Annotated in this window: 22 protein-coding genes; 16 read left to right on the top strand and 6 right to left on the bottom strand. The window is 70.5% G+C overall.

The features are described 5' to 3' along the window. Window position 1 precedes the first annotated feature (1 nt). Window positions 2-1,012, bottom strand: a complete 1,011-nt coding sequence (gene deoC, locus ACFW16_RS26965) for a deoxyribose-phosphate aldolase (protein WP_380310928.1) — start codon at window positions 1,010-1,012, stop codon at window positions 2-4. A gap of 111 nt (window positions 1,013-1,123) precedes the next feature. On the opposite strand from deoC, the gene ACFW16_RS26970 reads away from it, so the two are divergent. After that, window positions 1,124-1,531 carry a GFA family protein gene (locus tag ACFW16_RS26970; RefSeq protein WP_380310930.1) on the top strand — a complete coding sequence of 136 codons (408 nt, stop codon included), beginning with the start codon at window positions 1,124-1,126 and terminating at the stop codon, window positions 1,529-1,531. A gap of 259 nt (window positions 1,532-1,790) precedes the next feature. Continuing rightward, window positions 1,791-2,435 carry a TerC family protein gene (locus tag ACFW16_RS26975; protein ID WP_380310932.1) on the top strand — a complete coding sequence of 215 codons (645 nt, stop codon included), beginning with the start codon at window positions 1,791-1,793 and terminating at the stop codon, window positions 2,433-2,435. Window positions 2,436-2,555: 120 nt separating this feature from the next. Here ACFW16_RS26975 and ACFW16_RS26980 read toward each other — a convergent pair whose 3' ends face one another. From ACFW16_RS26980 to puuE, 4 genes are read right to left on the bottom strand one after another with little or no spacing between them, the layout of a single operon-like run. Further along, on the bottom strand, window positions 2,556-3,785 hold the full coding sequence (locus ACFW16_RS26980) for an ArgE/DapE family deacylase (protein WP_380310934.1): 1,230 nt from the start codon (window positions 3,783-3,785) through the stop codon (window positions 2,556-2,558). A 16-nt stretch (window positions 3,786-3,801) separates the two neighbouring features. Next, window positions 3,802-5,058 (bottom strand): allantoate amidohydrolase, encoded by a 1,257-nt coding sequence (locus tag ACFW16_RS26985; protein WP_380310936.1) that lies wholly within the window; start codon window positions 5,056-5,058, stop codon window positions 3,802-3,804. Next, window positions 5,055-5,567, bottom strand: a complete 513-nt coding sequence (gene uraD / locus ACFW16_RS26990; protein WP_380310938.1) for a 2-oxo-4-hydroxy-4-carboxy-5-ureidoimidazoline decarboxylase — start codon at window positions 5,565-5,567, stop codon at window positions 5,055-5,057. The genes ACFW16_RS26985 and uraD overlap by 4 nt, the downstream gene beginning before the upstream one ends. Then, window positions 5,564-6,481, bottom strand: coding sequence for an allantoinase PuuE (puuE, locus tag ACFW16_RS26995; protein WP_380310940.1), 918 nt, complete (start codon window positions 6,479-6,481; stop codon window positions 5,564-5,566). The genes uraD and puuE overlap by 4 nt, the downstream gene beginning before the upstream one ends. Window positions 6,482-6,705: 224 nt before the next feature. Here puuE and uraH point away from each other — a divergent pair, with 224 nt between their 5' ends. The 9 genes from uraH to ACFW16_RS27040 all read left to right on the top strand — a co-directional run bounded on the left by uraH (window position 6,706) and on the right by ACFW16_RS27040 (window position 17,735). Continuing rightward, complete coding sequence (gene uraH, locus ACFW16_RS27000) at window positions 6,706-7,083, top strand: hydroxyisourate hydrolase (RefSeq protein WP_380310942.1); 378 nt, start codon at window positions 6,706-6,708, stop codon at window positions 7,081-7,083. A 3-nt stretch (window positions 7,084-7,086) separates the two neighbouring features. Then, window positions 7,087-8,559 carry a xanthine dehydrogenase small subunit gene (xdhA, locus tag ACFW16_RS27005; protein ID WP_380310944.1) on the top strand — a complete coding sequence of 491 codons (1,473 nt, stop codon included), beginning with the start codon at window positions 7,087-7,089 and terminating at the stop codon, window positions 8,557-8,559. Further along, window positions 8,552-10,906 carry a xanthine dehydrogenase molybdopterin binding subunit gene (gene xdhB / locus ACFW16_RS27010; RefSeq protein ID WP_380310946.1) on the top strand — a complete coding sequence of 785 codons (2,355 nt, stop codon included), beginning with the start codon at window positions 8,552-8,554 and terminating at the stop codon, window positions 10,904-10,906. The genes xdhA and xdhB overlap by 8 nt, the downstream gene beginning before the upstream one ends. Further along, the gene (xdhC, locus tag ACFW16_RS27015; RefSeq protein ID WP_380310948.1) at window positions 10,903-11,862 is read left to right on the top strand and encodes a xanthine dehydrogenase accessory protein XdhC; all 960 of its coding nucleotides are present in this window, start codon (window positions 10,903-10,905) and stop codon (window positions 11,860-11,862) included. Before xdhB ends, xdhC begins: the two co-directional genes overlap by 4 nt. Continuing rightward, window positions 11,772-13,343, top strand: coding sequence for an ABC transporter ATP-binding protein (locus ACFW16_RS27020; protein WP_380310950.1), 1,572 nt, complete (start codon window positions 11,772-11,774; stop codon window positions 13,341-13,343). The genes xdhC and ACFW16_RS27020 overlap by 91 nt, the downstream gene beginning before the upstream one ends. Next, window positions 13,333-14,430, top strand: a complete 1,098-nt coding sequence (locus tag ACFW16_RS27025) for an ABC transporter permease (RefSeq protein WP_380310952.1) — start codon at window positions 13,333-13,335, stop codon at window positions 14,428-14,430. Before ACFW16_RS27020 ends, ACFW16_RS27025 begins: the two co-directional genes overlap by 11 nt. After that, on the top strand, window positions 14,430-15,353 hold the full coding sequence (locus ACFW16_RS27030) for an ABC transporter permease (RefSeq protein ID WP_380310954.1): 924 nt from the start codon (window positions 14,430-14,432) through the stop codon (window positions 15,351-15,353). Before ACFW16_RS27025 ends, ACFW16_RS27030 begins: the two co-directional genes overlap by 1 nt. Before the next feature lie 51 nt (window positions 15,354-15,404). Next, complete coding sequence (locus ACFW16_RS27035; protein WP_380310990.1) at window positions 15,405-16,478, top strand: BMP family ABC transporter substrate-binding protein; 1,074 nt, start codon at window positions 15,405-15,407, stop codon at window positions 16,476-16,478. Between the two features lie 129 nt (window positions 16,479-16,607). After that, complete coding sequence (locus ACFW16_RS27040; RefSeq protein ID WP_380310956.1) at window positions 16,608-17,735, top strand: cysteine desulfurase family protein; 1,128 nt, start codon at window positions 16,608-16,610, stop codon at window positions 17,733-17,735. Here ACFW16_RS27040 and ACFW16_RS27045 read toward each other — a convergent pair. Next, entirely contained in the window at window positions 17,713-18,624 is a 912-nt protein-coding gene (locus ACFW16_RS27045; RefSeq protein WP_380310958.1) for a LysR family transcriptional regulator, read from the bottom strand. The two genes, ACFW16_RS27040 and ACFW16_RS27045, sit on opposite strands and share 23 nt — an antisense overlap. Window positions 18,625-18,785: 161 nt before the next feature. On the opposite strand from ACFW16_RS27045, the gene ACFW16_RS27050 reads away from it, so the two are divergent. The 5 genes from ACFW16_RS27050 (at window position 18,786) to hyi (ending at window position 25,197) form a co-directional block, all read left to right on the top strand. Beyond that, window positions 18,786-20,048, top strand: a complete 1,263-nt coding sequence (locus ACFW16_RS27050) for a urate hydroxylase PuuD (RefSeq protein ID WP_380310960.1) — start codon at window positions 18,786-18,788, stop codon at window positions 20,046-20,048. Between the two features lie 13 nt (window positions 20,049-20,061). After that, window positions 20,062-21,411 carry a guanine deaminase gene (gene guaD, locus ACFW16_RS27055; protein ID WP_380310961.1) on the top strand — a complete coding sequence of 450 codons (1,350 nt, stop codon included), beginning with the start codon at window positions 20,062-20,064 and terminating at the stop codon, window positions 21,409-21,411. Between the two features lie 19 nt (window positions 21,412-21,430). Beyond that, window positions 21,431-22,225: an IclR family transcriptional regulator gene (locus tag ACFW16_RS27060; protein ID WP_380310963.1), complete on the top strand. Its 795-nt coding sequence runs from the start codon at window positions 21,431-21,433 to the stop codon at window positions 22,223-22,225. Between the two features lie 402 nt (window positions 22,226-22,627). Further along, window positions 22,628-24,385 (top strand): glyoxylate carboligase, encoded by a 1,758-nt coding sequence (gene gcl / locus ACFW16_RS27065; RefSeq protein WP_380310965.1) that lies wholly within the window; start codon window positions 22,628-22,630, stop codon window positions 24,383-24,385. Between the two features lie 14 nt (window positions 24,386-24,399). After that, entirely contained in the window at window positions 24,400-25,197 is a 798-nt protein-coding gene (hyi, locus tag ACFW16_RS27070; protein ID WP_380310967.1) for a hydroxypyruvate isomerase, read from the top strand. Window positions 25,198-25,363 lie beyond the last annotated feature (166 nt).

The following is a 25,363-nucleotide window of genomic DNA, read 5'->3' on the forward strand; positions in this document are numbered from 1 at the left end:
CTCAGGCGGAAGCGTGGCGGAAGCCGGCCGAATAGCGGCCGGTGACGAAATGCTCGATCTGGCGCTCGACATCGGCCAGCAGCGAGGAGGCGCCGATGCGGAACAGCTCCGGCTCCAGCCAGGGCCGGCCCAGCTCCTCCTTCATCAGGATCAGCCAGGCGATCGCGTCCTTGGCGGTGCGCAGGCCGCCGGCCGGCTTGAAGCCGACGCGCTCGCCGGTGCGGGCCTGGTAGTCGCGGATGGCACGGACCATGACCAGGCTGACCGGCAGGGTGGCGTTGACGTCCTCCTTGCCGGTCGAGGTCTTGATGAAGTCGGCGCCGGCCATCATGCAGACCAGGCTGGCGGCCTCGACATTGCGCAGGGTCCGCAAGTCGCCGGTGGCCAGGATTGTCTTCAGATGCGCCTCGCCGCAGGCCTCGCGCATCGCCCGCACCTCGTCGTAGAGGGCGGACCATTCGCGGTTCAGCACCTGGGCGCGGTGGATGACGATGTCGATCTCCGCCGCCCCCTCCTCCACCGCATAGCGGATCTCGGCCAGGCGCTGCGGCAGCGGGGTGAGACCCGCCGGGAAGCCGGTGGCGACCGAGGCGACCGGGATGAAGCTGCCGGCCAGCGCCTTCACCGCGGCGCCGACCATGGTCGGGTAGACGCAGACGGCGCCGACGGTCGGCGGCCGGTCGGCCAGGCCCAGCGCCTCGACCAGGTCGTCGCGCAGCGGGTGGCGGGCCTTGGCGCAGAGGCGCTGCACCCGGCCCGGCGTGTCGTCGCCGGCCAGGGTGGTCAGATCCATGCAGGTGATCGCCTTCACCAGCCAGGCGGCCTGCCACTCCTTCTTCACCGTGCGCCGCGTGGCCATGGTGGCGGCCCGGCGCTCCGCGGCGCTGAGATTGACCCGCGCCGCCTCGACCCAGTCCAGCTCCAGCGCCATGCCCGGGTTGCGGTGGGCATTCCTGGCCGGCACGATGCGGGCCACGGCCTCGCCGGTGCCGTCTCGACGATGGTCGGGCATGGGCTTCTCCCCTAGAAATCTGCGGGAACAGAGCGCCGCCGGCACCGGGCTGTCAAGGCGCAGCGCGGAGCGATACGCAGGCCGAACCAAGACTGTCGAAGGGGAGGCTCCATGACCGAGAGCGCGCGCATGCTGACCGGCAAATGTTATTGCGGCGCCGTCCACTACGAAGTGGCGGACGCGTTCCTCTATGCCATGAACTGCCACTGCTCGAACTGCCGGCGGACGACCGGTTCGGCCTTCAAGCCCTTCGCCGGGATCGAGCGCGCCAAGCTGACGGTCACTCAAGGCAGGGACGCGCTGATGATCTATGGCGAGCCGGACCACAACAACACGCATTGCCGGGCCTGCGGGTCGCTGCTGTTCTCGGTCGTCCGCGACGGCGCCTATGTCCATGTCGCCATGGGCACGCTGGTCGACGACCCGACCATCCGGCCGACCGAGCACATCTTCGTCGGCTCCAAGGCGCCCTGGTACAACATCACCGACGACCTGCCGCAGCACCAGGAATTCGGATAGGCCGCTCCGGCCATGTGACTATTCCGCCACACCTCCGGGCCGACCTGCGGCATCCGTGCCGCAGTCACCGACCCGGAGCTTGAGCCGGCGAGGCCTCCTCGCTATATGGGCGGCGACCAGGCCGGGCCCCTCTGGCAGATCCTCCGGGATCTGCGATGTCGGACTGGAGACTCCCTCGAGTGGCCCGCCTGCCGACCCTGACACGCTCCCCCGGGATGGCATGCAGGCCGCTCCTCGCGACGAAGAGGACGGTTCTCGCATGGAACATCTGCTGACGGGCGAAGCGCTGGCGGCCCTGGCCCAGGTCATCATGATCGACCTGGTGCTGGCGGGCGACAACGCCATCGTCATCGGCCTGGCCGCGGCCGGGCTGCCCAAGGAACAGCGCGGCAAGGCGATCCTGATCGGCATCGCCGCCGCCACGCTGCTGCGCATCGGCTTCGCCCTGATCACGACCCAGCTGCTGGCCATCGTCGGCCTGCTGCTGGCCGGCGGCGTGCTGCTGCTGTGGGTGTGCTGGAAGATGTGGCGCGAGCTGCGCCATACGGCCAAGGAGGAGCACCAGGCCGAGGAGGCGCTGGCCGGCCACGACGCCAACGGCAACGGCGCTCCGCGCAAGACCTTCGCCCAGGCCGCCTGGCAGATCGTCATCGCCGATGTGTCGATGTCGCTGGACAACGTGCTGGCCGTGGCCGGCGCGGCGCGCGAGCACCCGGTGATCCTGGTGTTCGGCCTGGCGCTGTCGATCGCGCTGATGGGCTTCGCCGCCTCCTTCATCGCCAAGCTGCTGAACCGCCACCGCTGGATCGCCTATGTCGGCCTGGCCGTCATCCTCTACGTGTCGATCGACATGATCTGGCGCGGCTCGGTGGAAGTGTGGCCGCACCTGCAGGCTGCGATGTAAATCACAAGGGCCGGGCGATTGCCCGGCCCTTTCGTTTCGATATCGTAGGTTGGGTTCGCGACAGCGAACCCAACGTTTGTTCAAGCGGCACGATGTTGGGTTCGCCAGAGCGAACCCAACCTACGCCAGCAGATCCTTGACGGCCAAGGCGATGACCTCGGTCGCCTTGTACAGGTCGTCCAGCTTCAGCCGCTCATCGGCGCGGTGGGCGTTGGCGTCCTCGATGGTGCGGGGGCCGGCGCCGTAGAGGGCGATCGGCACCCCGGCCGCGGCGTAGTGCCGGGCGTCGGTGTAGAGCGGCACGCCCTTGACCGGGATCTCCTCACCCAGCACCGGGGCGGCGCGGCGGCGGATCGCCTGGGCCAGCCGGTCGGTGCCCGGCAGCGGCGACAGCGGCTCGGCCAAGAGGATGCGGCGGACCGTTACGGTGGCCTTCGGGAAGGACTTCGCCGCGTCCTCGATCACGCCGCGCAGCTCCGCCTCCACCGCAGCGCCGTTCTCCTCCGGGATCAGCCGGCGGTCGAGGCGGAACGCGACGCGGTCGGGCACGACATTGGTGTTGATGCCGCCTTCGATCAGCCCGATGGTCAGCTGCGGCGAGCCGATGCCGCTGACCTTCGACATCGTGGTCCGGTAGAGGCGCCGGTGCTCGTACAGCCGCAGCAGGATCGGCGTCGCCGCCTCCAGCGCGTCGATGCCGGTGGAGGGCAGCGCGGCATGGGCCGACTTGCCGCGCACCTCGACCTCAAGATGCAGGCAGCCGTTGTGCGCCGTCACCACCGCATAGCTGAAGGCGGCGGCGATGGCGAAGTCGGGCTTGGACAGCCCCTGCTCCAGGATCAGCTTCGGCCCGATCTCGCCGCCCGATTCCTCGTCATAGGTCACGTGCAGCTCGACCGTGCCGCGGGTCAGCTGCCCCGCCTGCTCCAGCGCCTTCAGGGCGAAGGCGTAGCTGGCGATGTCGGATTTCGAGACGGCGGCGCCGCGGCCGTACATCCAGCCGTCGACCACCTCGGCGCCATAGGGGTCGTGGGTCCAGCCCTCGCCCGGCGCCACCACGTCGCCATGGGCGTTGAGCGCGATCACCGGCCCGTCGCCGAAGCGGCGGCGGACGATCAGGTTGCTGGCGCTGATCATGCCATGCGCCTGCGCAAGCTCGGCCGGCACCGGATGCACCTCGACCTCGAAGCCGAGCTCGCGCAGCAGCTCCGTGGTCCGCCGGGCATGCGCGTCGCAATCACCGGGCGGGTTGTCGGAGGGGACCTTCACCAGCTCCGCCAGGAACCGGGCCTGCTGCTCGCGCGCGCCGTGGAGATAGGTGCTGATGGCGGTGTCGATGCTGTCGGTCATCAAGTGAGCTTTCGTGTCAGGCAGGGTCGTACTGGCGGAGGAGGTCGAGCAGGACGCGGATGGCGAGGTCCGCATCCTCCACGGTGATGGATTCGGCCGGATTGTGGCTGATGCCGCCGCGGCAGCGCAGGAACAGCATGCCGACCGGGGTCAGCGACGCCATCGCCATGGCATCGTGGCCGGCGCCGCTGGGCAGGCGCCGCGCCGGCAGGCCGTGGCGGCGGATCGCCGTCTCCAGCCGCTCCATCAGCGCCTCGTCGCAGCGGACGGCGCCGGCGTCGTGGTAGCGGTCGAGCGTCAGATCGACGCCGCGGCCGCGGGCGATGCCCTCCAGCGCCGCCGTCATCTCGGCCATCGCGGCCAGGCGGTCGGAATCGTCCGGCGCCCGGATGTCGATGGCGAAGCGCACCGCGCCGGGGATGACGTTGACAGCGCCGGGCTGGACGTCGAGCTGCCCGACCGTCGCCACCACCTCGCGCCGCGCCTGGGCGCAGCGCTCGACCGCCAGCACCATCGAGGCGGCGGCGGCCAGCGCGTCGCGGCGCAGATCCATCGGCACGGTGCCGGCATGGCCGGCCATGCCGCGGACCGTGGCGTTGTAGCGCGCGGCGCCGTTGATCGCCGTGACGACGCCCAGCGGCAGGCCCTCGGCCTCCAGCACCGGCCCCTGTTCGATATGCAACTCGACATAGCCGAGCACGCGGTCGCGCCGCCGGGCCTCGGCCTGCAGCCCGTCCGGGTCGCCGCCGAAGTCGCGCAGCAGGTCGCCCAGGCGCAGCCCGTTGTCGTCGACCGCATCGGCCACCGCCGGGTCGACCGTGCCGGCGACGGTGCTGCTGCCGGTCAGGGTGACCGGGAAGCGCACGCCCTCCTCGTCGCCGAAGCCCAGCACCTCGACGGCGAAGGGCAGCCGCTCGCCGCGCCGGTGCAGCTCGCCGACCACGGCGATGGCGGCCAGCACGCCGAGATTGCCGTCGTATTTCCCGGCGTCGCGCACCGTGTCGATGTGGGAGCCCAGCAGCAGTGCGGGCCGGCCCGGCCGGTCGCCCTCGTAGCGGCCGACGACGTTGCCGGCGGCGTCGGTCCGCGCCGTCATCCCGGCCTCGCGCATCCAGGCCAGCACCTGGTCGGCCGCCTGGCGGTGCGCCGGCGACAGGAAGGTGCGGGTCAGCCGGTCCGGGTCCTCGCTGAAGCGGGCCAGGGCGTCCAGCCGCTGCATCAGCGCCGGGCCGTGGGCGAGGGTGTTCTGGGTCGGCGCTGTACCGAGGCTCACGGCAGCAGGTCCTTCAGTCGCAGCAGGGCGATGGTCTCCACCTCGGCCAGGGCCGTGGCGAATTCGGTGTCGCGCGGGTTGCCGACCCGGCGCTCGAAGGCGGCCAGGATCTCGGCCCGGCTGCGGCCCTTCACCGCCATGATGAAGGGGAAGCCGAAGCGCTCGACATAGGCGGCGTTGAGCTCCTGGAACCGCGCGAACTCCGCGGGCGTGCAGCGGTCGAGCCCGGCGCTGGCCTGCTCGGCGCTGGAGCTGGCGGTCAGCTCTCCCGCCACCGCCAGCCGGCCGGCCAGGTCGGGATGGGCGCACAGCACGCCGAGCTGGCGGTCGTGATCGGCGGCGCGGAACACGGCGCAGAGCGCGGCATGCAGCCCTTCGGCCGTGTCCTGCCCGTGGCTCAGCCCGGCCTCCCAGGCGGCTTCGGCGATCCAGGGCGAATGCTCGAATACGCCGCCGAAGCGGACGATGAACAGGTCGCGGTCCATGGTGCTGGGGCGGGGGACGGTCATGCCCCGCCCCTGGCATAGGGATGCTTCTCCCGCCAATGCCGGGCGATCTCGATGCGGCGGCAGAACCAGACGCCGTCATGCTGCTTCGCGTAGTCCAGGAACCGCTCCAGCGCCATGATCCGGCCGGGCCGGCCGACGATCCGGCAATGCAGCCCGACCGACATCATCCGCGGCGTCTCCGCCCCCTCCTGGTACAGCGCGTCGAAGCTGTCCTTGAGATAGGCGTAGAACTGGTCGCCGGAGTTGAAGCCCTGGACCGCGGCGAAGCGCATGTCGTTGGCGTCCAGCGTGTAGGGCACGATCAGCTGCGGCTTGCCGCCGACATCCTCCCAATACGGCAGGTCGTCGTCATAGGCGTCGGCGTCGTAGAGGAAGCCGCCATGCCCGGCCACCAGGCGCCGGGTGTTCGGGCTGGTGCGGCCGGTGTACCAGCCGAGCGGCTTCTCACCCGACACTTGCTCCAGGATCTCGACCGCCTTGCGGATGTGCTCGCGCTCGGTGTCCTCGCCGACATACTGGTAGTTGATCCAGCGATAGCCGTGGCTGGCGATCTCGTGCCCGGCCTCGACCATGGCGCGGATCACCTGCGGGTGCCGCTCCGCCGCCATGGCGACGGCATAGACCGTCAGCGGGATCTGCTTGCGCTCGAACAGCCTGAGGATCCGCCAGACGCCGACCCGGGCGCCGTAATCGTAGAGCGATTCCATCGAGATGTGGCGCACGCCCGGCAGCGGCTGGGCGGCAACGATCTCGGACAGAAAGCTCTCGGAGGCCGCGTCGCCGTGCAGGATCGAGTTCTCGGCCCCCTCCTCGTAGTTGAGGACGAACTGCAGCGCCAGCCGGGCCCCGCCCGGCCAGTCGGCCTGGGGCGGGTTCGGGCCGTAGCCGACCAGATTTCTCGGATAGACGGACACCGATCCTCCCCTCGCACGCGTGATCCCGGACATAGAATACGCCCGGAGCCAGCATCCACTTTTGCGATTGCGTTGAAAGTCTTTCCGCCGAACACCCGTTGAGCAAGGCGGGTCCCGGCGTGAAACATTGCGGAAACAACAGACGCGCCACACCTGAAACAGGGCGATAATGCCCGGTGGCGCGCCGGACCGCCAGGGACCGGCGGCAGACACGGAGAGGCAGGATGGCCGAGACACAGGCATCCCACCGGGGGCGACTGACCACCCATGTGCTCGACACGGCGCATGGCCGGCCGGGCATGGGCATCGGCGTGGCGCTCTATCGCCTCGACGGTGACCGCCGCACCCTCGTGACCGAGACCCGGACCAATGCCGACGGCCGCTGCGACGCGCCGCTGCTGGCCGGCGACGATTTCCGCCCCGGCACCTATGAGCTGGTCTTCGCCACCGGCGCCTATTTCAGCACCGCCGGGGTGGTCCTGACCGACCCGCCCTTCCTGGACCAAGTGCCGATCCGCTTCGGCATCGCCCATGCCGACCAGCACTATCACGTGCCGCTGCTGATCTCGCCCTGGTCCTACTCCACCTATCGCGGCAGCTGAGACATGCGAGACACCGTCCGTTTCCTCCTGGGCGACGAGCTGCGCGAGATCTGCACGGTCGATCCGACCCTGACCGTGCTGGACTGGCTGCGGATCGAGGAGCGCAAAACCGGCACCAAGGAAGGCTGCGCCGAGGGCGATTGCGGCGCCTGCACCGTGGTGGTCGGCCGGCGCGACGGCGACCGGGTGCGCTACGAGCCCGTGAACGCCTGCATCCGCTTCCTGGCGACGCTGGACGGCTGCCAGCTGCTGACGGTCGAGCATCTGAAGGCCGCCGACGGCGCGCTGCACCCGGTGCAGCAGGCGATGGTCGACTGCCACGGCTCGCAATGCGGCTTCTGCACCCCCGGCTTCGTCATGGCGCTGTTCGCGCTGTACCGCAACGACCCGGCGCCGGGCGAAGGCCGGATCGACGACGCGCTGGCCGGCAATCTGTGCCGCTGCACCGGCTATGCCCCGATCGTCGCCGCCGGGCAGCGCATGTATGAGCTGGGCGCGCCGGAGGCCGACCGCTTCGCCGTGGCCGAGGCCGGGATTGCCGAGCGCCTCGCCGCGCTGGAGGACGAGGAGACGGTCGTGGTCGGCGACGGTCCCCGCCGCTTCTACGCCCCGGCCACGGCCGACGCGATGGCGGAGCTGCTGCTGGAGCATCCGGACGCCACCATCGTCTCCGGCGCCACCGATGTCGGGCTGTGGGTCACCAAGCAGCAGCGGGTGCTGCCGGTGGTGATCTATACCGGCCGGGTGCGCGATCTGCGCGGCCTGCGCGAGACTGCCGACGGCTTCGAGATCGGCGCCGCCGTCACCTATGCCGAGGCGATCGGGCCGCTCGGCCGCGCCTATCCCGACCTGGGCGAGCTGATCCGCCGCATCGGGGCGGAGCAGGTTCGCGCGGTCGGCACCATCGGCGGCAACATCGCCAACGGCTCGCCGATCGGCGACATGCCGCCGGCCCTGATCGCCGCCGGCGCCACGCTGGTGCTGCGCCGGGGCGGGGAGCGCCGGTCGCTGCCGCTGGAGGAGTTCTTCATCGCCTATGGCCGGCAGGACCGGCGGCCGGGCGAGTTCGTCGAGAGCGTCTTCCTGCCGAAGCTGCAGCCCGGCGACAGGTTCCGCGCCTACAAGATCAGCAAGCGCTTCGACCAGGACATCTCCGCCGTCTGCGCCGCCTTCCGGCTGCGGGTGGAGGACGGCAAGGTCATTGACATCCGCATCGCCTATGGCGGCATGGCCGGCACCCCGAAGCGCGCGGCCGGGGCCGAGGCGGCGCTGACCGGCCAGCCCTGGACCGAGGACGCCGTCCGCGCCGCCCTGCCGGCGCTGGCCCGGGATTTCACGCCGCTGACCGACTGGCGCGCCAGCGCCGGCTATCGCGCCCGGGTGGCCGCCAACCTGCTGCTGAAGCTGCATGCCGAAACCGCCGATCCCGCAGCGGAAACCCGCCTGGTCGGTGAGCGGAGCCTGGCCCATGCCTGACACCACCTTGTCCCAGGCCAAAGCCCAGCCGGCGGCCGACCGCATCGACGGCGCGGTGCACGACCCGCGCCGGCACGACAGCGCCCACAAGCATGTCAGCGGCGAGGCCGTCTATATCGACGACATCCCGGAGCCGGCGGGCCTGCTGCATGTCTGCCTGGGGCTGAGCGAGAAGGCCCATGCCCGGATCCGGTCGATCGACCTGGCCAAGGTCCGCACCGCGCCCGGGGTGGTGCGCGTCTTCACCGCCGAGGACATCCCCGGTGAGAACGACATCGGCTGCAACCATCTGGGCGACGAGCCGCTGTTCGCCACCGAGCTGGTGCAGCATGTCGGCCAGCCGGTCTTCGCCGTGGCCGCCGAGACCCGTGACCAGGCCCGCCGCGCCGCCCGCCTAGCCGTGATCGACACTGAGGAGCTGGCGCCGGTCCTGGACTATGAGGCCGCGAAGTCTGCCGGCACGCTGGTGACCAAGCCGATGACGCTGAAGCGCGGCGACGCCGCTGCGGCGATCGCGGCGGCGCCGCGCAGGGTCGACGGCCGGATGCGGATCGGCGGGCAGGAGCATTTCTACCTGGAGAGCCAGGTGGCCCTGGCCCTGCCGGGCGAGGATGGCGACGTCACCGTCCATTCCTCGACCCAGCACCCGAGCGAGGTGCAGCACATCGTGGCCAGTGTCTTGGGCGTGCCGGACGGGGCGGTGACGGTCGAGATCAGGCGCATGGGCGGCGGCTTCGGCGGCAAGGAGACCCAGGCCAACCTGTTCGCCGCCGTGGCTGCCCTGGTGGCCAAGGCGACCGGCCGCGCCGCCAAGCTGCGGCCGGACCGCGACGACGACATGCTGATCACCGGCAAGCGCCACGATTTCGAGATCGACTATTCGGTCGGCTTCGACGACGAGGGCCGGATCGAGGGCGTCGAGATGCTGCTGGCGGCGCGCTGCGGCTGGTCCGCCGACCTGTCCGGGCCGGTCACCGACCGCGCCCTGTTCCATGCCGACAACGCCTATTACTACCCGACGGTGCAGCTGTCCTCTCTGCCCTTGAAGACCAACACCCAGTCGGCCACCGCCTTCCGCGGCTTCGGCGGGCCGCAGGGGCTGGTGGCCGGCGAAAGGCTGATCGAGGAGATCGCCTTCGCCGTCGGCCGCGATCCGCTCGAGATCCGCAAGCTGAACTTCTACGGCACCGACGACCGCAACGTGACGCCGTACCACCAGACGGTCGAGGACAACATCGCCCCCGAGCTGGTGGCGGAGCTGGAGCGCGACAGCGACTACCAGGCCCGGCGCGCCGAGATCCGCGCCTGGAACAAGACGAGCCGCTTTCTCAAGCGCGGCCTGGCGCTGACGCCGGTGAAGTTCGGCATCTCCTTCACCTTCACCGCCTACAACCAGGCCGGCGCGCTGGTGCATGTCTACAAGGACGGGTCGATCCACCTGAACCATGGCGGCACCGAGATGGGCCAGGGCCTGTACGTCAAGGTCGCCCAGGTCGTGGCCGAGGAGTTCCAGGTCGATATCGGCCGCGTCCACATCACCGCCACCACCACCGGCAAGGTGCCGAACACCTCGGCCACCGCCGCCTCCTCCGGCGCCGACCTGAACGGCATGGCGGCGCAGGCCGGGGCGCGGATGATCAAGGAGCGGCTGATCGCCTTCGCCGCCGAGCGCTGGCAGGTGAAGCCGGACCAGGTCGTGTTCCGCCGCAATATGGTGCGGATCGGCGACCAGGAGGTGCCGTTCCCGGAGCTGGTGCGCGCCGCCTATTTCGGCCGGGTCCAGCTGTCCGCCGCCGGCTTCTACAAGACGCCGAAGATCCATTGGGACCGCGCCGCCGGCCGCGGTCGGCCGTTCTACTACTTCGCCTATGGCGCCGCGGTCAGCGAGGTCACGGTCGACACCCTGACCGGCGAGTACCGGCTGGACCGGACGGACATCCTGCACGACGCCGGCCAGTCGCTGAACCCGGCGATCGACAAGGGCCAGATCGAGGGCGGCTTCGTCCAGGGCGCCGGCTGGCTGACCATGGAGGAGCTGTGGTGGGACGACAAGGGCTGCCTCAGGACCCATGCGCCGTCCACCTACAAGATCCCGGTGGCGAGCGACCGGCCGAAGATCTTCAACGTCCGGCTGGCCGACACGCGGAACCATGAGGAGACGATCTACCGCTCCAAGGCGGTGGGCGAGCCGCCGCTGATGCTGGGCGTCTCGGTGCTGCACGCGATCTCGGACGCCGTCGCCAGCGTCGCCGACCACAGGATCTGCCCCCGCCTCGACCCGCCGGCGACGCCGGAGAAGGTGCTGGACGCGGTGGAGCGGCTGAGGGCGGCGGGAGGGCTCGCATGACCCCCCTCGCCCCCACCCTGCGGCTGTGGCTCGGCGATGGGGAGCCGACGGTGCTGGTGACGCTGGCGGAGGCCCGCGGCTCGACCCCGCGCGAGGCCGGGGTGCACATGCTGGTCACCGCGACCGCCGCCCGCGGCACCATCGGCGGCGGGCGGATGGAATGGGACGCGATCGCCGCCGCCCGGGCGCAGATCATCGCCAAGGAGCGGTCGCAGCGGGTCGAGATCCCGCTCGGCCCCGCCATCGGCCAGTGCTGCGGCGGCTTCGTGGTCGTCGAGCTGGAGCTGGCCGACGGCGCCACCCTGGCCCGGATCGAGGCTGAGGAGGCCACAGAGGCCGCGACCCGCCCCAGCGTCCTGATCTTCGGCGCCGGCCATGTCGGCAAGGCGCTGGCCCGCGCGCTGGCGCCGCTGCCCGTGCGGATCCAGTGGGTCGACGGCCGCGCCGACGAGTTCCCGGCCGAGATCCCGGACGGCATCACCCGGCGGCTGACGCCGACCCCGACCGATGTCGTCGCCGAGGCCCCGCCCGGCGCCGCCTATCTGGTCATGACCCACAGCCACGCCATGGATTTCGAGGTCACCGAAGCGGTCCTGCGGCGCGGCGACGCCGCCTATGTCGGGCTGATCGGATCGGCCACCAAGCGCGAGCGCTTCGAGCGCTGGTTCCGGGCCCGCGGCAACGACCCGCGGCGCACGGAAACCCTGACCTGCCCGATCGGGGCGGGCCTCGGGCGGGACAAGCGCCCGTCCGTCATCGCCGCCATGGTCGCGGCGGAATTGCTCATCGCCTTCGCCAAGGCTAAGGACGTGTCCGCCCCCGCCGACAAACCGGCGGCGGGGGCGGCTCCAGAACAGGAGGCTGCATGGACCGCAACCCGGGGGCCGGCCCCGCGCGCATCGAACTCCGCGGCATCACCAAGAGGTTCGCGAGCCTCGTCGCGAACGACGGCGTAAGCTTCTCCGTCCGGCCCGGCGAGATCCACGCGCTGCTCGGCGAGAACGGCGCCGGCAAGTCGACGCTGGTGAAATCGATCTACGGCCTGCTGCAGCCCGATGCCGGCGAGATCCTGTGGAACGGCCAGCCGGCCCGCCCCGCCAGCCCGCACGAGGCCCGGCGCCTCGGCATCGGCATGGTGTTCCAGCACTTCTCGCTGTTCGAGGCGCTGACCGTGGCCGAGAACATCGCGCTCGGCCTGGAGAGCCCGCCCGACCGGCGCGTCCTGGCCAAGCGCATCCGCGAGGTGTCCGAGGCCTATGGCCTGCCGCTGGACCCGCATCGCGAGATCCACACTTTGTCGGTCGGCGAGCGCCAGCGGGTCGAGATCGTGCGCTGCCTGCTGCAGGACCCGAAGCTCCTGATCATGGACGAGCCGACCTCGGTCCTGACGCCGCAGGAGGTGGAGCGGCTGTTCGAGACCCTGCGCCGCCTGGCGTCGGAAGGCTGCTCGATCCTCTACATCAGCCACAAGCTGCACGAGATCAAGGCGTTGTGCGACGCGGCCACGATCATGCGCGGCGGCAAGGTGGTGGGCACCTGCGACCCGGCGGCCGAGACCGCGCGCAGCATGGCGCAGATGATGATCGGCGCCGAGCTGCGCACCCTGTCCCGCCGCGGCGCCCGCGGTGTGTCCGAGCCGCGGCTGGTGGTGGAGAATCTCAGCCTGCCCGCCGACGGCCCGTTCGGCACCGCGCTGAAGCAGATCGGCTTCACCGTCGGCGCCGGCGAGATCCTGGGCATCGCCGGCATCGCCGGCAACGGCCAGACCGAGCTGTCGCAGGCCCTGTCGGGCGAACGCCGGGTCCGCCCGGCCGGGGCCATCCGCATCGGCGCGAAGCCGGTCGCGCATCTGAGCGCGGAACAGCGCCGGCTGCTGGGGCTGTGCACCGTGCCGGAGGAGCGCAACGGCCATGCCGCGGTGCCGGAGATGAGCCTGGCCGCCAATGCCCTGCTGAGCGCCCGCAACCGGATGAAGCTGGCGCCCGGCGGGCTGATCCGCGCCGGCCTGGCCCGCCGCTATGCCGAGCGGGTGATCCACGAGTTCGGGGTCAAGGCGCGCGATGCCGAGGCACCGGCCGGCAGCCTGTCCGGCGGCAACCTGCAGAAATACGTGGTCGGGCGCGAGGTGCTGCAGACGCCCGAGATCTTCATCGTGTCGCAGCCGACCTGGGGCGTCGATGCCGGCGCCGCCACCGCGATCCACCAGGCGCTGATGACCCTGGCCCAGAACGGCGCCGCGGTGGTGGTGATCTCGCAGGATCTCGACGAGCTGCTGCAGATCACCGACCGGCTCGCGGTGATCAATCTGGGCCGCCTGTCCGAGGCGCGGCCGACCGCCGAGATCTCGGTCGCCGAGATCGGCCTGCTGATGGGCGGGCTGCACGGCGCCGAGCCGGAAGCGGCCGAGGAGAAGGAGCACGCAGCCCATGTCGCTTAGAATCGAGCCGAGGCGGGAACCGTCCCGCGCGATGGTCTGGCTGACGCCGCTGATCGCCATCGCCCTGACCATCGCCAGCGGCTGGCTGCTGTTCCTCGCCCTCGGCCTGGACCCGGCCGAGACGCTGTACCAGTTCCTGATCGCGCCGGTCGAAAGCTTCTACGGCTGGACCGAGCTGGGGGTGAAGGCGGCGCCCTTGATCCTGATCGCCATCGGGCTCGGCATCGGCTTCCGCGCCAATGTCTGGAACATCGGGGCGGAGGGCCAGCTGATCATGGGCGCCATCGCCGCCGCCGCGGTGGCGCTGGGCTTCTGGGGCGAGGAGGGCTGGTGGATCCTGCCGGCGATGTGCGTCGCCGGCGCCCTGGGCGGCATGGCCTATGCCGCGATCCCGGCCTTCCTGAAGACCCGCTTCGACGTCAGCGAGATCCTGACCAGCCTGATGCTGACCTATGTCGCCTCGCTGGTGTTGGGCATCCTGGTGTTCGGGCCGTGGAAGGACCCGGACGGCTACAACTTCCCGCAGACCCGGATGTTCACCGACGCCGCGGTGCTGCCGATCCTGGTCGAGGGCACCCGGCTGCATCTCGGAGTGCTGGTGGCCGGGCTGGTCGCGGTCGCCGCTTGGTTCCTGATGGGCCGCACCGTGTTCGGCTTCCAGATCCAGGTCGTCGGCCAGGCCCCGGCCGCGGCCCGCTTCGCCGGCTTCAGCCGCAAGCGCGTGACCTGGTTCGCCCTGCTGCTGTCCGGCGCGCTGGCCGGCCTGGCCGGAACCTTCGAGGCCGCCGGCCCGATCGGCCAGCTGATCCCGCAGCTGACCCCGGGCTACGGCTTCACCGGCATCATCGTCGCCTTCCTCGGCCGGCTGCACCCGATCGGCATCGTCGCCGCCGGGCTGGTCATGGCCCTGTCCTATATCGGCGGCGAGAACGCGCAGGTCTCGGCCGGGCTGCCGACCGCGGCGACCGGCGTGTTCCAGGGCATGCTGCTGTTCTACCTGCTGGCCGCCGACGTGCTGGTCCGCTACCGCCTGCGCTGGGCCTCGGCCCAGGCCAAGCCCGTGCCCGAACCCGTGACGGTGTCGTGATGGATATCCTGGTTCTGATTGCCGCGACGGTGATCACCGCCGCCACCCCCCTGCTGCTCGCCGCGCTGGGCGAGCTGGTGGTCGAGCGCTCCGGCGTCCTCAACCTCGGGGTCGAGGGCATGATGCTGATCGGCGCGGTCACCGGCTTCGCCGTGACCTTCACCACCGGCCAGCCGGCGCTGGGCATCCTGGCCGCCGCCCTGGCCGGCACGGCGATGTCGCTGATCTTCGCCGTGCTGACCCTGACGCTGATGGCCAACCAGGTCGCCACCGGCCTGGCCCTGACCATCTTCGGCGTGGGCCTGAGCGCGCTCTTGGGCTCCGGCTTCGTCGGCCACCCGATCGCGCCGCTGCCGAAGCTGGCGCTGCCGGTGCTGACCGGCCTGCCGGTCGTCGGGCCGCTGCTGTTCGGCCAGGACGCGCTGGTCTACCTGTCGGTCGCGATGACCTTCGGCGTGGCTTGGTTCCTGAAGCGCAGCCGCGCCGGGCTGGTGCTGCGCGCGGTCGGGGAATCCGCGGAATCGGCGCATTCGATCGGCCACCCGGTGCAGCTGGTGCGCTATCTCGCCTGCCTGTTCGGCGGCGCCATGGCCGGGTTGGCCGGGGCCTTCCTGTCGCTGTCCTACACGCCGCTGTGGATCGAGGGCATGACCGCCGGCCGCGGCTGGATCGCGCTGGCCCTGGTGGTGTTCGGGTCGTGGCGGCCGTGGCGGGTGCTGCTGGGCGCCTATCTGTTCGGCGGCGTCACCATCCTGCAGCTGCACGCCCAGGGCATCGGCGGCATCGAGGTGCCGCCGCAGGTCTTCACCATGCTGCCCTACCTCGCCACCATCGCGGTGCTGGTGATCATCGCCGCCGGGCCGTGGCGCGGCCGGCTGCAGGCGCCGGCGGCGCTGGGCAAGCCGTTCCGCCCTTCCGTCTGAGACGCGGATCGCTATCATCCGGTGAATCACAACAAGGAGGTCTTCATGTCGATGCGCTTCTCCCGCCGGTCGGTGCTGGCGGGTTCCGCGGCCACCCTGGCGACGACGATCCTGCCCGGCCGGGTCTGGTCGGCCGAGCCGCTGAAGGTCGGCTTCATCTATATCGGGCCGATCGGCGACTATGGCTGGACCCACGGCCACGACCTCGCCCGCCGCGAGATCGACGCGCATTTCGGCGACAAGGTGAAGACCAGCTATGTCGAGAGCGTGCCGGAGGGCCCGGACGCCGAGCGCGTGCTGCGCCAGCTGGCCCAGGCCGGCAACGACCTGATCTTCACGACGTCGTTCGGCTACATGAACCCGACGATCCGGGCCGCCAAATCGCTGCCGAAGGTGAAGTTCGAGCACGCCACCGGCTACCAGACCGCGCCGAATGTCAGCACCTACAACGCCCGCTTCCACGAGGGGCGCGCGGTGTGCGGCACCATCGCCGGCCACATGACCAAGTCCGGCGTCACCGGCTATATCGGCTCGGTGCCCATCCCCGAGGTGGTGATGGGCATCAACGCCTACACCCTGGCGGCGCGGAAGATCCGGCCGGACATGAAGGTGAAGGTGATCTGGGTCAACAGCTGGTACGACCCGGGCAAGGAGAGCGACGGCGCCAAGGCGCTGATCGACGGCGGCGCCGACATCCTGTGCCAGCACACCGACAGCCCGGCCGCGATCCAGGTGGCGGAGGCGCGCGGCATATATGCCTTCGGCCAGGCGTCGGACATGCGCAACTTCGCGCCCAAGGCGCAGCTGACCTCGATCGTCGACGAATGGGGCCCGTACTATATCGAGCGGGTGCAGGCGGTGCTCGACGGCACCTGGAAGACCTCCAGCATCTGGTGGGGCTTCAAGCACGGCATGGTCAAGCTGGCGCCGTACAACGAGGCGATCCCGGCCGAGGTCGTGGCCGCGGCGGAGAAGACCAAGGCCGACATCATCGCCGGCACGCTCAACCCCTTCGCCGGCCCGATCAAGAACCAGAAGGGCGAGCTGGTCGTGCCCGAGGGCAAGGCCCTCAGCGACGACGAGATCGCCAAGATGGACTGGTATGTCGAGGGCGTGGAGGCTTGAGAGGCGATCCTTCGTAGGTTGGGTTCGCGAACAGCGAACCCAACATGCCGGCTTGTCGGTTCGTAGGCTCGCTGTTGGGTTCGCATGCGCGAACCCAACCTACGGGCTGGCGTGGCGAGCCCAGCCCCAATGACCACCCCCCTCTATCTCGACCACCTCGCCTCAACCCCGCTGGATCCCGAGGTGCTGGACGCGATGCGGCCGTGGTTCGACCCGGCGGCGGTCGGCAACCCGCATGCGGCGCGGCACCGGCCGGGCTGGCGGGCGGCGGAGGCGATCGAGGCGGCGCGGGCGGAGGTGGCGGGGCTGATCGGCGCCCGGCCGGGCGAGATCCTGTTCACCGGCGGCGCCACCGAGGCCAACAACCTGGCCCTGCTGGGCGGCACGCCCCAGGGCTGGCCGGTGGTCGCCTCGGCAATCGAGCACCCCAGCGTCCTGGCCTGCCTGCCGGAGCTTTCCGCCCGCGGCCATCGCACCGCGACCCTGCCGGTCGGGCCGGACGGCACCGCCGATCTCGACGCACTGCGCAAGCTGCTGGCCGGCCGCCCGGCCCTGGTCTCGCTGATGGCCGCCAACAACGAGATCGGCACCATCCAGCCGCTCAAGGAGGCGGCGCGGATCTGTACCGAGGCCGGCGCCCTGCTGCACACGGACGCGGTGCAGATCCTGTCGACCGGCGCGATCGATGTCCGCGCCCTCGCCTTCCTCAGTCTGTCCGGACACAAGCTGTACGGCCCGATGGGGGTCGGCGCCCTGTTCGTGCGCGAGGGCATGGCTCTACGGCCCCTGCTCCATGGCGGCGGCCAGCAGCAGGGGCGCCGCGCCGGCACCCTGCCGACCGCGCTGTGCGTCGGGCTCGGCGCCGCCTGCCGCCTGGCCCGGCAGCGCCGGACGGCCGATGCGCGGCGCCTGTCCGCCCTGCGCGAGCGGCTGTTCGCGACTCTGCAGCGGGAGCTGCCGGACCTGCGCCGCAACGGCTCCCCGGATCACGGCCTGCCCGGCTGCCTCAACGTCAGCCTGCCCGGGCTGGACGCCGCCGACCTGCTGCTCGACCTGCCGGATCTGGCGCTGTCCACCGGCTCCGCCTGCTCCACCGGCAGCCCGGAGCCGTCGCATGTGCTGCGCGCCATCGGCCTGTCGCCGGAGGAGGCCCATGGCAGCCTGCGCTTCGGCCTCGGCCGCGGCACCACGGAGGCCGACGTCGATCAAGCCGCAGCGCGGCTGGCCGAGGCGATCAGAGCGCGAGGTCGGGGCTGAGCCGCGCCCGCGTGTGCTCGACCAGATAGTCAGAGAACACCCGCACCTTGGCCGGCAGGAAGCTGCGGTGCGGGTACAGCACCGCCAGCACCACCGGCTCGGGCGGATGGTCGGGCAGCACCACCTGCAGCGCGCCGCTGCGCAGATGCGCCGCCACCTCCCACACCGGCTTCATGACGATGCCGCGGCCGTCGACCGCCCATTGCGTCAGCACGTCGCCGTCATCGGCGTCGAAGCTGCCGCGCACCGGCACCTTGGACGGGCCGTCCCTGCCCTCCAGCGTCCACTGGTACTGCCGCGACCCGGGGAAGCGCAGCAGCAGGCAGTTGTGGCCCACCAGATCCTCGGGCGCCTTCGGCATGCCCCGGGCCTCGAGATAGGCCGGCGCGGCGCACAGCACCCGCCGGCAATCGGCGATCTTGCGCAGCACGAAGCTGGAATCCTTCATCTCCGCCATGCGGATCGCCAGGTCGACCGCCTCTCCCAGCAGGTCGAGCAGGTGGTCGGACAGGCGCAGCCGGACCTCGACCCGGGGGTAGAGCTCGTGGAACTGCGGCACCAGCGGCGCCAGGATGCGGCGGCCGAAGCCGAGCGGTGCCGTCACCCGCAGGCTGCCCGACGGCACGCCGCTGGTGGTGGCGACGCTGGTCTCGGCCCGTTCCACCGTGTCCAGCACCACCAGGCAGTGTCGGTAGAAGGTCTGGCCGTGCTCGGTGGGCTGCACCTGCCGCGTGGTGCGGTTCAGCAGGCGGACGCCGAGATGCTGCTCCAGCTGCTGGATGCGGTGGCTGACCACGGCCGGCGACATGCGCACCTGCCGGCCGGCCGCCGACAGGCTGCCGAGCTCGACCACGCGCACGAAGACCCGCATGTTCTCCAGCAGCGCCAATCCGTGCTCCCTGTTCCCGGATGCGAGTCTGGCGCATCCGCCGGGCGGGATTATAGCGATTCTTTTGAAAGTGCTGCGCTGCCGCATCGCTTCCCCAGCCGCGATGCTGTTCATTAGGCTGGCGGGAACGGACAATCAGCCAAGACGGCGGAGGCGGCGGCATGGAGCCGATCATCTGGGAATGGATCAACCTCGTGGCCCGCTGGGTGCACGTGATCACGGCCATCGCCTGGATCGGCTCGTCCTTCTACTTCGTTGCGCTGGACCTCAGCCTGAAGAAGCGCGAGGACCTGCCGGCGGGCGCCGGCGGCGAGGCCTGGCAGATCCATGGCGGCGGCTTCTACAACATGGTCAAGTACCTGGTGGCGCCGGACCGGCTGCCGAAGGAGCTGACCTGGTTCAAATGGGAGGCCTATTCCACCTGGATCAGCGGCTTCTTCCTGCTCTGCGTGCTGTACTACCGCGGCGCCGACCTGTTCCTGATCGACCCGCAGGTCTCGCTGGTCTCGCCCAAGGAAGCGATCGCGATCAGCGTGGTCAGCCTCGCCCTCGGCTGGCTGGCCTACGATCTCCTGTGCAAGTCGCCCTTAGGCGAGAGCGACGTCAAGCTGGCCGCGGCCGGTTTCGTCGTGCTGGTCGCGGCGGCCTGGGGCTTCTCCCAGGTGTTCAGCGGCCGCGGCGCCATGCTGCAGATGGGCGCCCTGATCGGCACCATGATGGTGGCCAACGTCTTCTTCCTGATCATCCCGAACCAGCGCAAGGTCGTGGACGCCCTGCTGGCCGGGCAGACGCCGGACCCCAATCTCGGCCGGCAGGCCAAGCAGCGGTCGCTGCACAACAACTACCTGACCCTGCCGGTGCTGTTCCTGATGCTCAGCAATCATTACCCGCTGGCCTTCGGGTCGCACTGGGCCTGGGTGATGACGGCGCTGGTGCTGGTGATGGGCGGGGTGATCCGGCACTTCTTCAACTCGCGCCATGCCGGCAAGGCGACGCCGTGGTGGACCTGGGCCGCGGCGGCCGCGTGCATGGCGGCGATCGTCTGGCTGTCCACCCTGCCGCCGCCGCGCGAGCACGAGGTGGCGACCACGACCAAGCCCTGGATCGGGCTGCAGCCCGAGGCTCCGGTGCAGACAGCCTCGGCGGCGGACCCGAAGCCGGTGTCCTTCGCCCAGGTGACCGACATCGTCGTCTCCCGCTGCAGCATGTGCCATTCCAGCATGCCGGGCTGGGAGGGCATCCAAGAGGCGCCGCGCGGCGTGCTGCTGGACTCGCCGGAGGAGATCCGGCGCCATGCCGGCCTGATCCGCCTGCAGGCGGTGCTGACCCATGCCATGCCGCCGGCCAATGTCAGCCAGATCACCCCGGAGGAGCGCGACCTCCTCGGGCGCTGGACGGCCGATCCCGACCAGGCCGTGCAGTAACAGGAGCCTTGCGATGACCACCACCGCCCTGCCCTCCACTGCATTACGAGGGCGCCTGCTGAGCTTCCTCAGCCCCCCGAAGGGCGCCGGCGACAGCGCCAGCTATCGCTATACCCCCGACGGGGTCGTGGTGGTCGAGAATGGCCGGATCGCCCGGGTCGGCCCGGCGGCGGAAATGCTGCCGGCGCTGCCGGCCGGCACCGCGGTCGACCACCACCCGGACGAGCTGATCCTGCCCGGCTTCATCGACGCGCATCTGCACTTCCCGCAGACCCAGGTGATCGCCTCCTACGGCGCGCAGCTGCTGGACTGGCTGCAGAAATACACCTTCGTCGCCGAGCAGCGTTACGCCGACCCGGATTTCGCCGAGCGCCAGGCGCAATGGTTCCTGGCCGAGCTCTTGGCCAACGGCACCACCACCGCCGCGGTCTACGGCTCGGTCCATCCCGGGTCGGCCGAGGCCTTCTTCGCGGAATCCGAGCGGCTGGGCACCGCCATGATCGCCGGCAAGGTGATGATGGACCGCAACGCGCCGCCCGCCCTGATGGACACCGCCCAATCCTCCTATGACGACAGCAGGCGCCTGCTGCAGCGCTGGCACGGCAACGGGCGGCAGCGCTATGCCATCACCCCGCGCTTCGCCATCACCTCGACCGAGGCGCAGCTGGAGGCGGCCGGGGCGCTGGCCCGGGAGTTCCCGGACGCCTATGTCCAGACTCACATCGCCGAGAACCTCAAGGAGATCGAGGCGGTGAAGGCGCTGTTTCCGGACAGCCGCGATTATCTCGACGTCTACGACAAGTACGGCCTGCTCGGGCCGAAGACCCTGTTCGGCCACTGCATCCACCTGGAGGAGCGCGAGCGGCAGCGCATGGCCGAGACCAGCTCGGTCGCGGTGTTCTGCCCGACCTCGAACCTGTTCATCGGCAGCGGCCTGTTCCCGATGCAGGACCTGGCGCGGCGCGACCCGCCAGTGCGGATCGCGGCTGCGACCGATGTCGGCGGCGGCACCAGCTATTCGATGCTGCGGACGCTGAGCGAGGGCTACAAGGTGCAGCAGCTGCAGGGCACCAACCTGTCGGCGCTGGAGGCCTTCCACCTGGTGACCGCCGGCAATGCCGAGGCGCTGGGGCTGGAGCAGGAGATCGGCACCATCGCCCCGGGCCGCTGTGCCGACCTGGTGGTGCTGGACGCCCGCGCCACCGCCGCCATGGCGCACCGGATGGAGGCGGTCGAGGCCGATCTCGAGGAAGAACTGTTCATCCTCATGACTTTGGGCGATGATCGGTCGATCAAGGCGACCTATATACAAGGGCGCCGCATCCACGAACGGGAGGGTACGCGAAGCCGGTCACCGGCCTGAGCGTCCAGTCAGGAGCGCCATGGCCGAGATCGATCGCGACAGCGGCATCGACGAACCGAAGACCGGGCAGGTCCGGTCCCTGCTCCGCGCCCTGCGGCTGCTCGACACCGTGGCCGGCCGGGCCGAGGGCATGAGCCTGACCGAGCTGGCCCGCGCCACCGGCCTCTCCGCCCCCACCGTCCACCGCCTGCTGACCACGCTGGAGGAGGCGCATTACGTGCGCTTCGACCCGGCGACGCGGCGCTGGGCGGTCGGGGTGCAGGCCTTCCTCTCCGGCCTCGCCTATGCCGACGGCATGGGGTTGCGCCGGCTGGCCGACCCGCCGATGCGCACCCTGTTCGGCCTGTGCCACGAGACCGTGAACCTGGCGGTGGAGGAGCGCGGCACCATTCTCTATCTGCACCAGCTCGGCGACCCCGGCGCCAGCCTGCCGGGGTCGACGCCGCTGCCGGTGCACGGCTCCGGCGTCGGCAAGGCGCTGCTCTCGGCCAAGACCGACCCGGTGCTGTCGCGCACCCTGCCGGCCCTGGCCCTGACCCGGCTGACCGAGAAGACGGTGCCGGATCTGCCGAGCCTGCGCGACCAGATCTCCCGCGCCCGCCGCTCCGGTTACGCCATCGACGACGAGGAGCACCTGTCCGGCATTCGCTGCGTCGCCGCGCCGATCCTCGATCGCGGCGGCCGCCCGGTGGCGGCCCTGTCGATCTCCGCCCCGCGCGAGCGCATGGGCGACGACCGCATCGGCCAGATCGGCATGCTGGTGCGCCAGGCAGCGGAGAAGGTGACCCTGCAGCTGGGTGGGCGGCCGCACTAGAGACCGCCTGTAAATGCTACTGGTGCGGCCGTCTGACGGCGGACTCGAAGCTTCCGGTGCTCACGGACCCAGACGTCCGCTGCGCGCCGGTTCTCGAAACCACCCCCAGCCGACTCACACCAGCGCATTCCCAAACGGTCTCTGATGCCTTGCCCTCCCCTCGATTGTCATTGCCGGGCTTGACCCGGCAATCCAGAGAGCGTCGACATCCACTGGATGCCCGGGTCAAGCCCGGGCATGACAGGAAGGGGATGGGCGCGACCTGCTCCAGCCCTTCCACCAGGTGAAAAAGACCGATCCCGACCTGCCGCTTTTCACGCCCTGGAATGTTTCGGGCCGCCGCTGGCCCTGCCCTGCCCCACCCGCCACCATCGCCCGAGAACCTTCGAACGGGAGGGCATGATGCCCAAGATGACGGCGATGGAAGCGGCGGTGCATGTGCTGCGCAGCGAGGGGGTGGAGGTGGCGTTCGGCGTGCCGGGTGCGGCGATCCTGCCCTTCTACGAGGCGCTGAAGGACAGCGGCATCCGCCATGTGCTGGTGCGGCACGAGGAGGGCGGCACCCATGCCGCCGAGGGCTACACCCGGGCCCGCGCCGGCGCCATCGGCGTCTGCATCGGCACCTCCGGCCCGGCCGGCACCAACATGATCACCGGCCTGTACTCCGCCATCGCGGATTCGATCCCGATCCTGTGCATCACCGGCCAGGCGCCGCGCGCCAAGCTGCACAAGGAGGATTTCCAGGCGGTCGACATCGCCGCCATCGCCCGGCCGGTGACCAAATGGGCGATCACGGTGATGGAGGGCGCCCAGGTGCCCTGGGTGTTCCGCCGCGCCTTCCAGATCATGCGCTCCGAACGCCCCGGCCCGGTCCATATCGACCTGCCGATCGACGTGCAGAAGGAGATCATCGATTACGATCCGGAGACCGACGCGCCGCTGCCGGTGTCGCGGCCGGCGCCGAACCCGAGCGCCATCGCCCGCGCCGTCGACATGCTGCTGGCGGCGGAGAAGCCGCTGATCGTCGCCGGCGGCGGCATCATCAACGCCGAGGCCTCCGACCTGCTGGTCGAGTTCGCCGAGCTGACGGGCGTGCCGGTGGTGCCGACGCTGATGGGCTGGGGCACCATCCCCGACGACCACCCGCTGAACGCCGGCATGGTCGGGCTGCAGACCCAGCACCGCTACGGCAACGCCACCTTCCTGCAGAGCGATTTGGTGCTGGGCATCGGCAACCGCTGGGCCAACCGGCACACCGGATCAACTGAGGTTTATACGAAGGGCCGCAGGTTCATCCATGTCGACATCGAGCCGACTCAGATCGGCCGGGTGTTCTGCCCGGACCTGGGCATTGTCGCCGACGCCAAGCTGGCGCTGCAGGCGCTGATCGCCGAGGCGCGCGGCCGGAAGCTGCCGAAGCGCGAGAGCTGGACCGCCGCGGTGCAGGAGCGCAAGCGCACCATGCTGCGCCGGACCGATTTCGACGCCACGCCGATCAAGCCGCAGCGGGCGTTCCAGGAGATCAACGCCGCCTTCGGCCGCGACACCCGCTTCGTCACCGCGATCGGCCTGTACCAGATCGCCTCGGGCCAGTTCCAGAAGGTGTACAAGCCGCGCAACTACATCATCTGCGGCCAGGCCGGCCCCTTGGGCTGGGAGGTCTCGGCCTGCACCGGCGCCAAGCTGGCCGACCCGTCGGCCGAGGTGGTCGGCATCGTCGGCGACTATTCGCTGCAGTTCCTGATCGAGGAGCTGGCGGTGGCCGCGCAGTACCGCATCCCCTTCGTGCTGGTGGTGCTGAACAACGCCTATCTCGGCCTGATCCGCCAAGCGGAGCGCGGCTACGACATGGATTACGAGGTCCAGCTCTCGTTCCAGAACATCAACGCGCCGGAGATCGGCGATTACGGCGTCGACCACATCAAGGCGGCGGAGGCCTTCGGCTGCATCGCCCGCCGGGTGTTCGACCCGGAGGAGATCGGCCCGGCGCTGCAATGGGCCCGCACCCGCGCCACCCAGGCCAGCCTTCCGGTGCTGGTCGAGATCATCACCGAGCGGGTGACCAACATCGCCATGGGGCCGGAGATCGACAAGGTCACCGAGTTCGAGGAGACCATCGACCTCGCCCCCGCCGATGCCCGCGAGCCGGAAACCGTCTGAGCCCGGAGGCCGCCATGCCGCGCTTCGCCGCCAACCTCACCATGCTGTTCAACGAGCATTCGCTCCTCGACCGCATCGCCCGTGCCGCCGAGGCCGGGTTCACCGGGGTCGAGTACCTGTTCCCCTACCCCTATCCGAAGGAGGAGCTGGCCGAGCGGCTGCAGCGCCACGGCCTGACCCAGGTGCTGCACAACCTGCCGGCCGGCGACTGGGCCAAGGGCGAGCGCGGCATCGCCTGCCTGCCCGACCGCAAGGGCGAGTTCCAGGACGGGGTCAGCCAGGCCATCGACTACGCCACCGCGCTGGGCTGCCGGCAGCTCAACTGCCTGGCCGGCAAGCGGCCGGCGGGCGTGGCCGAGACGGTGCTGGGCGACACGCTGGTCGACAACCTGCGCTTCGCCGCCAAGGCGCTGGGCGAGGCCGGCATCGACCTGCTGGTCGAGCCGATCAACACCCGCGACATCCCGGGCTTCTTCCTCAGCGGATCGCAGCAGACGCTCGACCTGCTCGATGCGGTCGAGGCGCCGAACACCAAGCTGCAATACGACATCTACCACATGCAGATCATGGAGGGAGATTTGGGGCCGACGCTGCAGGCGCTGATCTCCCGCATCGGCCACATCCAGGTCGCCGACAATCCCGGCCGGCACGAGCCGGGCACCGGCGAGATCCACCACCCCTTCCTGTTCCGCCTGCTCGACGCGCTCGGCTATGCCGGCTGGGTCGGCGCCGAATACGTGCCGCAGGCGGGCACCGAAGCCGGCCTCGGCTGGTTCGCGCCGTACCGCGCCAAAACGACGGTCGCGGCTTAGCCGAAGCCCCCTCAGCCCCCTCTTGCTGTCATTGCCGGGCTTGACCCGGCAATCCAGGGGCCGTCGAGAACGGCTTTGGCAGCCCCTGGATCCTCGGGTCAAGCCCGAGGATGACAAGAGAAGAGAGGCCGGCTCTGGCGCCTCCACTTCCTCTCCTCACAGGAGT

The organism is Inquilinus sp. NPDC058860 (assembly GCF_042743185.1).
Taxonomy (GTDB): Bacteria; Pseudomonadota; Alphaproteobacteria; order DSM-16000; family Inquilinaceae; genus Inquilinus.